Origin of the sequence: Paenibacillus sp. FSL R10-2788 (genome assembly GCF_038003885.1) — a bacterium.
GTDB lineage: Bacteria > Bacillota > Bacilli > Paenibacillales > Paenibacillaceae > Paenibacillus_AQ > Paenibacillus_AQ odorifer.
Genome location: NZ_JBBOQA010000001.1, coordinates 2,738,703 through 2,753,606 on the forward strand (window position 1 = coordinate 2,738,703; position 14,904 = coordinate 2,753,606).

Annotated in this window: 12 protein-coding genes; 7 read left to right on the top strand and 5 right to left on the bottom strand. The window is 33.9% G+C overall.

Going from position 1 to position 14,904, the window contains the following annotated elements; all coding sequences use genetic code 11:
• Positions 1-916 precede the first annotated feature (916 nt).
• Positions 917-1,771 carry a tyrosine-type recombinase/integrase gene (locus NSQ50_RS11980; protein WP_340949538.1) on the top strand — a complete coding sequence of 285 codons (855 nt, stop codon included), beginning with the start codon at positions 917-919 and terminating at the stop codon, positions 1,769-1,771.
• 76 nt (positions 1,772-1,847) lie between these two features.
• On the opposite strand, the gene NSQ50_RS11985 is transcribed toward NSQ50_RS11980, so the two are convergent.
• Together NSQ50_RS11985 and NSQ50_RS11990 are read right to left on the bottom strand one after the other, a co-directional pair.
• A complete protein-coding gene (locus NSQ50_RS11985; protein WP_340949539.1) occupies positions 1,848-2,054 on the bottom strand; it encodes a helix-turn-helix domain-containing protein in 207 nt (68 codons plus the stop codon).
• A gap of 14 nt (positions 2,055-2,068) precedes the next feature.
• Positions 2,069-2,233: a hypothetical protein gene (locus tag NSQ50_RS11990; RefSeq protein WP_340949540.1), complete on the bottom strand. Its 165-nt coding sequence runs from the start codon at positions 2,231-2,233 to the stop codon at positions 2,069-2,071.
• Positions 2,234-2,954: 721 nt separating this feature from the next.
• On the opposite strand from NSQ50_RS11990, the gene NSQ50_RS11995 reads away from it, so the two are divergent.
• The 3 genes from NSQ50_RS11995 to NSQ50_RS12005 all read left to right on the top strand — a co-directional run bounded on the left by NSQ50_RS11995 (position 2,955) and on the right by NSQ50_RS12005 (position 5,519).
• Entirely contained in the window at positions 2,955-3,554 is a 600-nt protein-coding gene (locus NSQ50_RS11995; RefSeq protein ID WP_340949541.1) for a hypothetical protein, read from the top strand.
• 26 nt (positions 3,555-3,580) lie between these two features.
• Positions 3,581-4,474: a hypothetical protein gene (locus tag NSQ50_RS12000; protein ID WP_340949543.1), complete on the top strand. Its 894-nt coding sequence runs from the start codon at positions 3,581-3,583 to the stop codon at positions 4,472-4,474.
• Between the two features lie 133 nt (positions 4,475-4,607).
• On the top strand, positions 4,608-5,519 hold the full coding sequence (locus NSQ50_RS12005; RefSeq protein WP_340949544.1) for a hypothetical protein: 912 nt from the start codon (positions 4,608-4,610) through the stop codon (positions 5,517-5,519).
• 709 nt (positions 5,520-6,228) lie between these two features.
• On the opposite strand, the gene NSQ50_RS12010 is transcribed toward NSQ50_RS12005, so the two are convergent.
• The 3 genes from NSQ50_RS12010 to NSQ50_RS12020 form a co-directional block, all read right to left on the bottom strand.
• Positions 6,229-7,398, bottom strand: coding sequence for a DNA/RNA helicase (locus NSQ50_RS12010; protein WP_340949545.1), 1,170 nt, complete (start codon positions 7,396-7,398; stop codon positions 6,229-6,231).
• Positions 7,399-8,024: 626 nt separating this feature from the next.
• Positions 8,025-9,032: a site-specific integrase gene (locus NSQ50_RS12015; RefSeq protein ID WP_340949546.1), complete on the bottom strand. Its 1,008-nt coding sequence runs from the start codon at positions 9,030-9,032 to the stop codon at positions 8,025-8,027.
• Entirely contained in the window at positions 9,025-10,320 is a 1,296-nt protein-coding gene (locus tag NSQ50_RS12020; RefSeq protein ID WP_340949547.1) for a DNA sulfur modification protein DndB, read from the bottom strand. The genes NSQ50_RS12015 and NSQ50_RS12020 overlap by 8 nt, the downstream gene beginning before the upstream one ends.
• Before the next feature lie 876 nt (positions 10,321-11,196).
• Between NSQ50_RS12020 and NSQ50_RS12025 the strand changes: the two genes are divergently transcribed.
• The 3 genes from NSQ50_RS12025 to NSQ50_RS12035 all read left to right on the top strand — a co-directional run bounded on the left by NSQ50_RS12025 (position 11,197) and on the right by NSQ50_RS12035 (position 14,901).
• The gene (locus NSQ50_RS12025) at positions 11,197-11,340 is read left to right on the top strand and encodes a hypothetical protein (RefSeq protein WP_340949549.1); all 144 of its coding nucleotides are present in this window, start codon (positions 11,197-11,199) and stop codon (positions 11,338-11,340) included.
• A 64-nt stretch (positions 11,341-11,404) separates the two neighbouring features.
• Positions 11,405-14,077, top strand: a complete 2,673-nt coding sequence (locus NSQ50_RS12030; RefSeq protein ID WP_340949550.1) for a hypothetical protein — start codon at positions 11,405-11,407, stop codon at positions 14,075-14,077.
• An 89-nt stretch (positions 14,078-14,166) separates the two neighbouring features.
• Positions 14,167-14,901: a hypothetical protein gene (locus tag NSQ50_RS12035; protein ID WP_340949553.1), complete on the top strand. Its 735-nt coding sequence runs from the start codon at positions 14,167-14,169 to the stop codon at positions 14,899-14,901.
• The last annotated feature ends 3 nt before the right edge of the window (positions 14,902-14,904 follow it).

Below are 14,904 nucleotides of genomic sequence, written 5' to 3' on the forward strand. Positions count from 1 at the left end.
AGTACATAGCTTCATCCTTAAAACAAACACATAACCGAAGGAAGAACTATAGTTTTATTTTCAGTAGAAGAAGATATGAGGGATGCAACAGATAAGATTAAAGGAATTGAAACTAAATGAAAGGTAGTTGTTCAGAAGAATGGGTTCTCTCAATAACCAACAAATTTAGAGATATAAATATGTGTTCTACTCCGCGATCCACGTTATATTCTCGATTCGTGTAGTCTAAAGGTTAAAGCCTTGATAAATAAGGCTTTTTCTTTTTGATCAATAATACATATTAGTGCATGAAAATTATATAAATGCCTTATAAACACTATGTATTTTGCGTATATATTAAACGATATCTTCGATGTGGTTTGCGATATTACGTTTTTACGCTATAATTTACTTAAAAACGTATACAAACATTGACTATTCTACACGTTTACGATAACGATTATTCGATTAACAAACATTTCCTTATACATGCTTTACATGTTCCTCTACAAGGTAATCCCCTTTATATATCAAGCTTTTTCCTTTGCTGATCCACCTTCAGATAACGCTTAGTAACCCTGTAGCCGCTCCAAATTAGCAAATATCCCTTAATATATAAGCATTTCATCGTGTCCAGTACAGTTAATCACACAAGATTGCATGAAATGCCCTAATGTATAAAGCAAATCGTACGATGTCATAAGTTATACCGTGTATTCTCCGTGTAACAGATATTGAGAATAATTGTAGGGGCCAAAATTAGATTTGTTCTATCTATCCAATTCTCTCCAAATTTAGCGCAAAATAATAATGCCACATAACAACAATTATGTTGCAAAATACTCCGATAAAAGGTACAATAAATGTATGAAATGCAACATAATTTATATCTTATTAGCCTATAATCAATGCAACATAATTGATAGGAGTGAATACAATGATTCAATTATTCGAACAACAATTACAAAACGATGATATGAGTGTTAATACAACCAAAAGTTACATACTTAATGTTAAAGGATATATAAAATGGTTCGAGGAAAGTAAAGGAACGGAATTTAAAAAGCTACATAGAGAGAATATCAAGGATTATATTAGTTACTTGAAGACAATCAAGAAAAACAGTTCATCATCCATTAACGCTAAAATTTCAGCATTGATTAAATTTAATGATTTCCTCATTGAATCACATATACAATCAGAACAGGTAATCAGCAAGAAAGATATGCTTAAGCTTCAAACCCAATATGCTTCACTGGCTACCGTTGGACTTGCAGACGTTGAGAAGTTCAGACAATTAGTATTGGAAAGTGATTCCAAACGTAACTATGCTATTGTGTCATTACTTGCTTACTGTGGCTTACGTATTAGTGAGTGCTTGAATATTCGTATGAGTGACTTCAATTTAACATCAAGGGAATTGATTGTGTATGAGGGTAAAGGGAATAAGCAGCGTACCGTAATCATAAGCAGTAAGGCAAAGACTGCCTTGCAAAGTTGGATCAAGGAGAGAACAGACAAGGGTATAGATAGCGAATATCTATTCGTTAGCAATCGAGGAAGCAAGATAGATAGAACAGTGATTAATAAACTATTTAAGCAGTATTCAGCTCTCATAGGCAAAGACATTACACCTCACGATCTAAGACATTTCTTTTGTTCTCACGCTTTAGAGAATGATATGAGTGTGCATGAGGTTGCGAATCAAGCTGGACACAGTAACATACACACTACATTGTTATACACTAATCCTACTAGGGATAAGATGCTTGCCAAGATGGATAGACTATAGCACCACACAAGCCTATACGCGACTGTATGGGCTTTATCCTATACATAAAGAAAAGAAGCCCTAACTTTAGGACTTCTTAGTCTTTATTTCTTTGTTTTGGGTTATCCTGTTCCTTGAGTATAAGCCACGTTTTACCACGCTTACTTGCTATGACTTGTCCCGATGCACACAAAGCCTTAATCCGATCCTGTGAGAGGTTCCAAAGCATAGCAGCTTCTTCTGTAGTCATAATCTGAGTCATGATTGAGTCAAGTTGGTCAGTTAGTTTATCTTTTTCTAACATCAAAAGCACTCCCTTCAGTCTTTGCGTGTTATCCTATATACACCAGTCACAAGAGAATATAAGGCAACAAATGATACAATAATAGTAGCCCATTTATTAGACTGTACGGCAATCGCTAAAGCTGTAAAGATGATAAATAATGATAAACGTAAAGATCCTTCGCGTTTTGATTTAGACATATATTCTCACCTCCTCTTATGGTTTGATTAGTCTTAAATTGATTATAATTGACTTGTCTAATGTTGACTATAAGCAATGATTTGTTTACAATTGTAAGGGAAAAGAGGAACGGTGTTAGTGTCCGTTCCATGCATAGTCATGAGGTTGAGGAACCTTGGATGCTTTAGCGCTTAGAACCTTTGCGAGAGGTTTTGGCGCTTTTCTTTTTGCTCTTCTTCTTAGGTTTTTTATGGAAGTAGTTTACAACGTCTATGATGTCTTTAACAAGTAACCTGAGAAGCGTAAGAGTAGCAAGAGCACCTATCCATTTCTGATAGTTATCCAAGGGGGATCGCCTATCCGATAACGGTTGTAGAGTGTTATTTTGGTATATTATATTTATTAGTATAGTTATGTTGATAATTATTTAAGTGAATGAATTGTGTAGGGCAGGGGGGTATTTTACATCCTAAATAGTGTAAAATTTGGAAAATAATCCGCTATCTGTTCCACTCACACCGCATAGTTATTTTATGTTCAATACGGTGAGGGTAATTTAAATCGTAAAACCTATTAAAACTGGAAAATAATCCGCTATCTGTTCCACTCAGCGACTATTAAATACCCTACAGTTATATAGGTGTTTAAATCCCCTCATCAAATCATCTCTACATTCATCAACTAATAGAAAGCAGGGATACAGTGTCTTATCATGCCTTATCATTTTGTCGTAACTGTTCAATGGAGTTAACTAATGAAAACAGAGGCTCAGATTTGTATTGTGCTGCTTGCATTAGTATTTGTGATAAGTCTTTCTCTTCATTTAAGTCTGAGCTTGATTCCTCAATAAGAATGCAACTAGATAATGTACCTTATAAAGAGATGGTTGATAATGAACGTTATTTCTTATCTGGCTCTAACATTGAATTAGCAAATCTATATCGTGACTTCATTTTTCCTTTTGTTACACATCACCAGTATCAATTGAATAATATCTATTCATCTAAGCTTTATCTTGAACTTGCCCTAAACGGTGACTCACATTCTGATTTATCTGGGATGGATATTTACCTGTATGATTGTGAATGGAATAGCACTGATCCTGATAAAGATTTGCCATATTGGAATTGGATAAATGATATTACCATTCTTATTAACTGTGAAGTGAATGAAGCAATTGCAGCTGTAACAGAGTTATTAGAAGTAGGTTTATTAGAATTGACCATTAGAAAAGGATTCACCTACTTCATTATGGTTCCTCAAACAGTAAAAAGAGGGCATAACTATTCACCGGATAGAGTAAGGGAGAATAATAATACAGATGGCATGTGGAGAGGGTAAACTATAGATAAAGGAGTTGAATCTATATGATCCCATATAGTTTTGACATAAAAATGGATCTTCTCAGTGATTGGCGTGAGTTCTTGATATCTCAATTTAAGCGATTCCCTTTTCTCAAACAACAAGACTATATCAATCTCCCATTAGAAAAGTTAAGCATCCTATATTTCAAATGGTTAAATAGAATGATTCAGCCAGCCATTCGTAAAGTCCATTACTCCAAAGAGTTTAGTTGTCCAGCTAATTTGGAGAAGGGATTAGAAGAGATAGCATATAAGATTCAGATTGGTCAGGAATTAACATCGCACCTTACACGCTCAATTAAGGATATTACCTATAACGATGGACTTCTCAACGATTGGGGAATTCATCACCTACATCTAGGAGTGGAAGAAGAGAGAGATGGTTTTGTTAAGCGTAATGGAGATGTCCTATATGCATTGTTCAATGATAATGATGCTTATTTGATTCAAATCATGGATCATAAATCATTCAGCAAACAAGAGTTAGTTAGAATACTACATAGAAATTGGTCTGAAACCATATCAAAATATAGGTCGAATGGTATTAATTCACTTGGATCAACCTTAACTGATGAGGATATTCACGCGAATAGAAAAGCAGGAGCGAATTCACTTATTGAGATAGATGGTGTAATTTACTTCCCAATGGGTGGAGGATTAACCACTGCTGGAACAAATGTTTTAGCGATGAGAGAAAGCGATATATCTATCAAATGGTTAGAAATAAATGAAGAACATATTCGAAAGAATATAAACGAGTATGTAAGGGATGTTACACAAAAATTAGGCTATCAACCGAATGAGTTAGAGTTCAAACTATTGAGTAATACTGAAGATAATTTCTTCGTCTATGAGAAAAACTCCTTAATAGCATTTGATATAGGAAAGCCCTACTAGAACTAGGAATATCTATTTTAATATAGTTAAATCAATTTCATACTCAAATGAGGTATGACTGTGCGTGGAGAGGGTATGAAAATAGGTATTTTCCAAATGATTATACTTTATAAATATAAAGGAGCTTCTAGACATGATCCCATTCAACTTCAAAGTGAAAATGGATCTACTTAGTGATTGGCATGTTTTTTTAAAATCCCAATTTGCTCGATATCCATTTCTTAAAGAAAATGAATACAAAAACATACCGTTAAAAGAAGTAAGCCTGATATATTTCAATTGGTTTACTCGTATAATTCAACCAGCTAACCGCAAGGTTCATTATTCCAAGGAGTTCAAATGTCCAACAACAATACAAACCAGACTTGATTGGGTTGTTGAGAAAATTCAAACTGGACAGGATTTGATACCTCATCAATCACGGAGTTTAAAAAAGGTTAAATTTAATGATGGGCTATACTTTGACTGGGGAATTCATCATCTTCACTTAGGAAATGAAGTTGATGATGATGGTTTTGTAAAACGCAATAAGACCAGTGAATTAAGTGATCATTTACTTTATGTTTTTTTCACTGAAAAAGATGCATATATTATTCAGGTTATGGATCATTCTTCATTTAGTAAGCAAGAATTGGTAGGGATTATCCATAAGAACTGGTCTGAAGCAATTATGCAATATAAATTTGGCGATAATGCATCTTTAACTCATAGTTTATCAGATGAAGATGTTGGATTACTAAGAAAAGCTGGAATAACAACCGCTACCGAAGTAGAAGGAAACGTTGTATATGGTCCATTAGGCGGGGGGATAACGATTGCTGGAACTAGTGGAAAAGCAACAATGCACAGTATTAAATACCACAATAAGATAAAACTAATTGAGATACACATTTATGAAAATATTGGTTATTATGCTAAGTGTGCAGAGGGAAATCTAGGATACTCTCCAAAAGAGTTGAGTTTCAAGTTGATTGTAGACAACGAAAACAACTTTAATGTGTTTGAAAGTAATTCTATGATTAACTTTAAAATAGACAAGCCATAGCAAACAAAGAGACAAGAATATAACTTGTCTCTATTTTCATTATAAATAATCAATGAAATCCACATTCAACCTATAAGGAGTCATAACTGTAGGGGGGAGCGGATAAAGGTTTCAAATCATACATAATACTCTTATGAATTTTAGCTTAGAATTGATATGAGTGTAATAGTTAAACTCAGCATAAGCATAAACAATGAGGACAGCCAACGCAGTTGGATGGCTACGGAATACTACTTGCGTCATTTGCAAGTTTTATGACGGTGTACTTGACCTTGCACTTTAGATGTTCTCATACTTCAAGTTGAAATCAGGATGCTAATATCAACTCTATTATATTTCCAGCACTGGCAAGCAGTACTGTCAAAATAATAGACCTGCCACACCATCCTCTTGCCTACGGCAATTCACCTTCACGGCTCGTTATGGATTACTTACTGAAATGAAGTTTGACGGCAAATCATGGATAAACCTTATATATAAAGAAACTCCACAATATGCCGTCAAAAGCACTTCAAGACTATTCAAATAGCTTTTCCCCCTTTTTTGAACGTTTACCTTATATATAGAGTTAACGAACAGAAGAGGGGGTAATGCTTATTTATCAGATAACCTCATCACTCTCCAAGCAACATTGGCAAGAAATCGGGTGTTTACTCTATATATAAAGACAACACCCAAAAACTTGCCAATTGCGTTTAAAATGGTTGATTTAACTTGTTAATTTCATAACTCTCCAATAAACTTTTCCTCGATTACTGTTAATATTTCCATCTACAATTCTAGTCCAGTCTTTATCTGTCACAATTCTATAATCTAAGCCCAATTCTGTTAATGCAATATTAAGTGCTTCATAACTTTTAAGTTGCTTCCCATTTGACCTAATGTTAACTTTATCAATCAATTTCTTCTGTTCTTTCTTAAACAATTGCTTTCCAAGTATAGAATCAAGGTAATCTACTAACTCTTGTTGCTCATACATTCTGTCTAAGTCCCCACATCTGTCTTTATCCATCAACTCCAATATGTACATCATATAAGTATCGCTCCTTTTCTTCTCTCCTGAATCCATTCTTAGCTTGTTTACTTCCTTGTTACGACTTATCATTTCTTCAATTATGCTTAGATCGTTTTCAGTCTTTAAATATTTAACCCTAGATATCTTTTTATCACTTGAATATTTTTGTTCTTTTGATGGTTGGTCATAAATTATGTAATTGGATCTATGCGCAAATCTACCCACATAGTTATTTCTCCCCGTTACTCCACCTTCTAAGAATGCATTGACCTCACCTAGTTTATCGTTTAAGACATTCCTAAAGCCGTGGATGGAGGGACTACTGTGATTAAATAACACGACATGCACCTTATCTGCATCAGATAGAATTCGTTTTCTTCCTAAACACTGGATCATAGTATTAATATCGAATTCATCACAAATAATCAATTTTATCTGCTCATCCTTTAAGTCGAATCCATTGTCTAGCACCTTAGTTGTGAAGAGATACTTTCTGTTAAATGTGATCTTATCACCAGTACTTATAAAGGTATCATCTTCAATCAATTTCAAGTATTTCTTATTCTTATTGCTACTAGAACATAAAAAATGTGAATCTGGATATTTTGCATGTAGTTTAGCAGCCTTTTCAGCAGACTTACAAAACCAAATAACCTTTTCGTCGCCCCTGAATCTATGTTGTATGAAATTCTCAATAGCATCATTATTTTTGTAGAAGTGGAGAGATGCAATGTGTTTGTAATTTTTTTTACTTGTGTATTTCCATACTTTTTTTGGCTCATTACTTGCTGTTTCTTTGATAAAGTTGAATAATGACGTTCCAGTTGCGCTCATGAATACTTTCACTTTATTTTCTAGTTTCATGATTGCATTGAAACTAATATCGCTATTGTGATTGAATCCACTATCATCAGTAAAATAATGACATTCATCACAAACGATATACTTATAAGGAGCGAAGTCATATTTGCCATTGTTGATTATCTGATACTCGACTTCCTGATATGTAGCTGTATGTATTCTTAAATTATTGTCTATTCTAAGTTGTTCCTTGTTCTGGTTATGTAGTTCTTTTCGGTTAAATATAAACAAAATATCGGTTTGTTCTTTTTCGGCATAGGATGTGAGTTGATTCCGAATGAAAAAGGATTTACCTGAGCCTGTTCCAGTTCCAATTAATACGACATCTCCTAATTTCCATAGTTTGTATTCATCTTTAATAATATCCGCTAACCATTTTTTTGAGTTTTTGATTATAATACTCCTTTCCCATATATTCCACCTTTAGAATAGGTAGTGGTTTAAAATATAACTATGTTTATTAATAAAATACTCTTTTGATAGATCAATGATCTATCAAATAAACATTTCAAACATATAATATTTATATCAAAAATAATATTTGGTAATCTTAATATACACGGATAAATCTAATTTGTACATATTATATTTATATTTATTATTAAAATATAGAGAAAGCAGGATTTTACTCACTCTATATCATAAATCTGTTTTAAGGTCTGTAGGTTTAAAAATTCATTTTTATATCTCGATACAATATAATATCCTGCCTTTGACTTGTTAACATTGTACTTATCACATAAAATATCATACTGCTCTTTTTCAATTTCATCGTATGTCATATAAAGCCTGTAAAGTTCATATAACATACCGCTGTTTCGTAAATTGATAGCAGTCAAATATGGATATCCAAACCACTCAGACATTAATTTAAGCTTACGTAGAACTATATGAGGGTGCGCTTTATCTTCGTGTTTAATATTAAGAGCAGCAGATCTAAATATATAATTATTATCGACTAATTTAATTTCATCTGACTTATTGTTAGGGGATGGATTACCATTGTTTTTATAGTATGTTTTTTGTTCAAACGCTTTCTTTAACAAGGTGATCAAATTAGAATCGTCCCGTAATTTCAATATTCTTGTTGTTGTCTGTCCATTTTCAATACTATTAGTTAAAGTGATCTGATTATTTGCTTCATCAATGTCATTAAATTGCAGATTAAGGATCTCAGAATATCCCTTACCTAAGGCTCCTTCGAATATAGATTGTACCAAAGCAGCGTCAATAAAGTTAGTTAAACTACCCGTAATATTATCGATGTCTTCTTTGGAATATAATAACTCATTCGATTGATCAATAAATTTGTTCATGAAATCTTTATCAACCATAGCATCTAAAGGGTTTGTATTATCTGTTCTGAGTCCCTGCTCAATCGCCCATCGTATATATCTTTGGATAGTTGAAGTAGCAACTTTGCACGAACTGAGTGTCTTGGGATTCAAGAAACTCAACAATTGTTCGATCTCTACAATATTAAAATTATATAAGTCTTTGCCATACTCTTCTTCCAGAGAAGATGCCCTAATTAACACCCGATAGTATGTGCTTCTTGTGTTCGCATTGTGGTTATTCAAATACCTCAGTTTTTGAGCTTGATTATACAGAGTATCCTCATATATTTTGTTAGACATTTAGTTCACCTCTGTTTTCGAAGTAAGTGATAGTCATATTTCTCGATTTATTTGTGCGACGTTCCTCTAAAGCCTCAATCAATTCGGAATCATTAAAGTCTATTTCATCAACATATTGTCTAAGTTTATTCAAGCTTATATTTTCATTCTTAAAGATTTTCGCGATTTGAATATAACCAGCAAACATCTTTGGGTGATTTATATATGTTGTTTTAGTATCCTTGAATTCATCAACATAATAAGCAATCAGATACCCAAAAAAATCAGTTAGATATTGTGCGATTTCTCGTTCTTCAATAAAGTTAGTTGGATTGAACACTTTTTCGATGGCGTAAGACAATGTATCGAAAGTTGTTAACTGACCAGCTATCTTACTCACTTTTGATGCGGAGGCAATTTTACCAGTTAGCTCAGACTTCCGCTGAAGATCCTTAACAATCTTATCCGAATACTTTTCAGATTTTAACTCCTTCAATCTTTCCGGTTTTACAATATTAACCGTGTTTATTTGTCCAAAGAATCTTTTAGCTGTGTCTTTATCATAGCAACGTATTGACAAGAACATTTGTTGAGTTAACTCAGGATTGACTGAAAAAGCTTTTACAGCTCCTTGTAAACGGTGAAATCCATCAAGTATTGAGATTATAGCTTCTTCATTTATTGTGAGTATTTGTGTCTTGGGAGCATAGCTAATCGATTCAACTTGTTCTGAATAAACATTGAGAGTGATTGTGTCTGGAAGATAGATTCCGTTTAACATATGTTGAGATATATCATCAACACTCCTTTTATTTATCTCTGGTACTTCAATAAAACTGTTATTTCCATGCTTTTTAAATTTTGGACTTCTTTGCGTTTCAAAATCGTAAAAAATCAGTTGTGATAAATACATTTGGACTAATGTACTTGCATCTATCTTAGTTACATATTCTTCATCACTCATTTTGATAACGTTATCCAGTATAATAGGTAATTCCAGGACGTTATTCGATTTTGTCTTTTTTATATACCCCTTGGCTTGGTCTATTTCTTTTATAGTGAAGTATTCGAATGGTGAAATAGCGTTATTATTAGTTGTGATATGGAGTGCATGTGTTAGGACGAACAACCTTGCTACATCTAATAGATATACTTCGTTTTTGGATCTACTGATTGACTGAAACGTGCCAGATGGCAACCCATACTCTCTAAAAACATTATTGATTTGCTGAACTATCTTTCGATTGTGTTTCACCTGATCAATAACTTCAATCAGTAGAGACTCAAGCTCAACTCTATCTTTTTTCATTTAACACCGTCCTATAAGTAATTATGAGAACAATATTATCATTTAATAATAAACATATGCAACATTTTAAAATAAAACATAAATGATGTGATGCGGCGATGTTATCGAGGGCATCGACTAAAGATAGGCTTAAATTAAAAGCCCACATATTGTGTCGTGATGAGTCTTGGTTGAAGGCGTGTCTAATATGAAGGTGAGGTAGAGTATACGTGTTGCAGATTTACAACCCCATAAAAGGAATAGTTAAGTGACATCCGACAGAATTACCCAACGAGAAAAGAGTCTCACTCTAGTTGGCGAAATTCTTTCAAATGTGTCATGAGACACGCACTGAGTGGCAGACAATTTGTATGTCATATGAGGATAAATAAAAAAGTATATTTTTATAAATAAATATATACAAAATAAAATTAGAATGATAAGATGAAAACATCAACAGGCAACAACTACTAAGAAGGTGGACGATTTGATAGAATAAATGAAAGGAGAAAGGTGAATATGAAAAATCTAACTAAGATCTGTAGTGATTTGAACATGTCCGAGTTTCAATTGTTTGATTATGAAGTTGATCATTGGGAGAGTTAGAATTGATGGGATTTTAATTAATAAATATACATATAATAAAATGAAAGAATGGTAATTATGAGCGTCAAGGATAAAATTGAATATGTAATTAGAGAATATGGAGTAAAGAAGAATTTCATTGCAAGAGGAATAGGTATTTCATTATCAGATTTCTCAATGTTTTTGACTGGTAACAGAGATTTAAAACCTGAACAGGAAAGTAAGGTAAGGTATTTATTCAAGAAATATAATGGATTGCCGTTATTATGGTGAAGGGTGATGAGAGGATTGATTGAGATTAATGAGAAAGAAATGAAGTGGATTAATGAAATGTTTATGAATGACTTTCTATATGAACAGCTCAGTACATATGATAAACAACTATCTGGTGAAGATGCAGATATCTATTACGAACTGTGTAGTAAGTTGGAGGAAGCGGGATATAAGTTTGAGTAAATGAATATTATTAATAAAAATACATATATAAAAGGGAGACAATATGAGCGCTAATCTAATTATTATGACTAAAAATGAAATTTATACAGGTGCAGATTCGGGTTTATCCGTATCAGTAAATGGGCAATCATACCGCTGTGGAGAAACTAATAAGCTTTCATACAACAAAAAAGAAAAAGCAGTTCTATTTTTATCTGGAGCCGATGAGTTGGCTAAACAAGTATATGATGTCTACAAAGACTCAGATGAAAATATCTACACATTAAGAAATATTATTAGAAGAATGCTCCCTGATTATCTATATAAATACCCTGAGACAGAAAAGGCGTTTAAAGAAGGAACAAATGGAGTTATCAGCGCAGTATTATGCAAAATGGAGAAGAAAACTCCCGTTGTTTATGTAATTGATCGTGAAAATAACTTTGATGTCAGAAAAATTGAAGCACCCAAAGAAGGTATCGCTGTATATGCAGCCGGATTCAAAGTAGAAGAAGCGTTTAGAAGAGCTTCTGAATTCTTAGAGTGGGGATTGGATGTTAGAAAGACATTTGAAAATACGTTTAATTACCTTTCCTGTGAACAAATTGGTGGAGAATTGAATGTTTATCAGATTAATAAGAAATTCGTAAAAAACACATTAAAAAAGAAGATTCAAGAGCCACACAACCTTAATCACCTTACTACAGCTGTGTTGGCGGATTGGCTTGCTAATGCTGCAATTGAAATGGACAGCGATTATTTTCTAGATTTAGCTCTAAAAGTTAAGGATTCTCTTGCGCTTGAAAAGAAACAAGAATGGTTGCTCCCACAGAAGCATAGAGTAGTTGCTGAAACACTGTATGGTAAAGTTATTCTCTCCCAACGTGTTGTCATTGGTGATGGTGACGGTGTTTGGTTAATGGAAGGACCAACAACGACAATTAGAGATAGACACGGTAGAGAAGCAATGTTATTGGGTCTAATTCAAGAAGAACCCGATAAGTTTGGTATGACTGTTAATCGCTATGCTACAGATGATGAAGATGATGAAACTCCAATCAATAAAATCAGCGTTGAAGAAGATGGTGGTTTTACTATTGAACGCTGGAATGGTTATAACTATGACAAGGTATTCTCTGTAGATACAAACGGATATCTTTTCACGGAAGATATGACGACGAAATCCTTGAAGATTATTGATAAAGATAATGGTTTGTTGCTAGATAGCTACACCAAAGAGATGAATATCGGTAAGTTTGAGAATATTATTACTGATGGTAAATTGACAGCCATTGAGAAGCTTCAGGTGTTAGGTGAACGTACTCGTATTATGAGTGAATATATTAAGCTGCTTGATCAAGCTAACGCATACAAGAAGACAAGTCGTGACGATACAATTAGAATTGATATTCCACCATTTACGGCTGCTTATAATGCCTTGATTACATATCTTGAGCCACTTTTGAGCAATATGACGATTACATCTGATATCAACCGTGATGAGTTTATCCAGAAATTTAAAGCCTACTTTGACCAAGTAGTACAAATTGTGCAAGGGATTAATGATTCGATTAAGTATAGTAGTGTTCAGCTTGGCAGCTACTACAATAACGTATTAATCGACAGCTTAGAGGGCATTACAGCAACAAGAAACGATGCTGTGTATAGAACTGTTATGAACGCAATCAAAGGATTCGCAGTGCAACGCAATAATGGTACTGCTGATAAGCCAATTTGGGTTGATCTATTTTGGGCAGATACTGATGGTATTGTCCATGCAGAAGACTTTAAGATTAACAATCCATCTGTCAAGGGCGGTGGAATTGAGGGTTCTTACATCATTCTTCGTGATGGTCACGGTAGAGTAATGAAACTTTATCCGAGTGAGGGTTTCTGGGCTGGAGCGGAAAATGCTAATGAAGCACCAACACTTATTAAGCCTGATGGTACAGCAACATTTAAGAAACTAATTGTTAAAAATGGTGTTGACGGTGAACTTATGATTGATAGTGAAAATGGCTTTATTGACATGAATTCTTGGGACTTGAAAGGTTCTGGTGCCATAGATGCAAAACTGATTTCTGCAAATATGGTCAGCGCAGAATTAGGCTACATTTCAGATATCGTTGCTAAGTCCTTGTCCACTATGACTAGAGCTGCCATTGCTGGATGGAGTAACTTCATAGAGATCAAAGATAAAACTATTGATTGGGTTACAGGGCATGTTGTGCAGGGTGAGCATATTAGTGTTAATGGTAAACCAATGTATTGGGTAGAATCTTCCCAAACTGGTGTAATGACTACAGAGGTAACTCCATATCCAGTTTATAAATATGGTGCAGATGATTCCAATAAGAAAATTAAAATGAGAATGGGTTTTGATGGAGAAGGGGACGGAGCTAATCCATTTATTGATTTTGGTATCGGTGATGGAGGAGCTAATAACTCTGCCAAAGCAAAAATTAATAAGTATAACGGTGGATTTAAGCAGACTTACAATAGTAGTAACTATGGATTTGAAAGAAGTATTGATCTAATGGATACTGGTATCTACGTCAACAATGAGAAAGGTAAGTTTTCCGCTCAGAGTAAGGATTTCGAATTTACTGCTAATGAAGGGGCTTATAAGATTGGTCTGACTAATGGAACAATCTTTGAAGTATCTCCCACAGGTGTGAATATGGATGTACAAGGAAACATTAACATTAAAGCAACAGGTACTATTACAATCAATGGTCAAACCATCAAACTGAACTAATATATATCTTTATACCTAAATAACCGATATATAATGGTATATATTAGAAACACTAAATACACCATTATATATGTGGAGGGTACATAACAATGAAAAAAATTCCAACATTTGCATTAGGTTTAATCGTAGGTATCACTTTAACTGCAGGAACAGCAGTAGGTGCAGCAACGTATCTAAAAGCAACCCCCAAAAAAGTAAACATAGTCGTGGGTAGCAGTCAAAAATCGGTAGAAGCAATGAACGTAAATGAGAAGTTGTACGTTCCGGTGCGCGATGCTGGAGACTCTTTTGGCTATACAGTTAGTGGAGTTACTTCATCTACTGTTACATTTACAGAAGGAGTAACTACCAAAGCGGTAGGTACTGGAACAACTACAAATAATACTAGTACAAACAATACCAAACCCGAGAATGCAGGAGCTGAGCTAGTTGAAGGGCTACGCGACAAATATTCCACAGATGGAAAGCTAGATGCGGCTAAAATTAAGGCTGGAATTGCAGCCAAAGAGATTACAGTAAACGCACAAAATAAAGAGGACGGCAATTCCTTGCTTCATTATGTGATTCTGGAGGACAACTTTGCCGTATATTCAGTTATCAAGGTCAATAATTTGAATGTGAACTTGCAGAATTCCGAAAAACAAACGCCACTAATGCTAAGTGTTATTAATGAAAACAACTTTTATTATGGAGAGTTGACCAATTATTTTAAATCGAATGCCTACATTAAAGACAATAGTGGGAAGCAAGCTATTGATTATGCTAAGAAAAACAGTTTTTATGAAGCGGATTTAAAGGCTTACAAAATCTTCAACAAGGAGTGACTA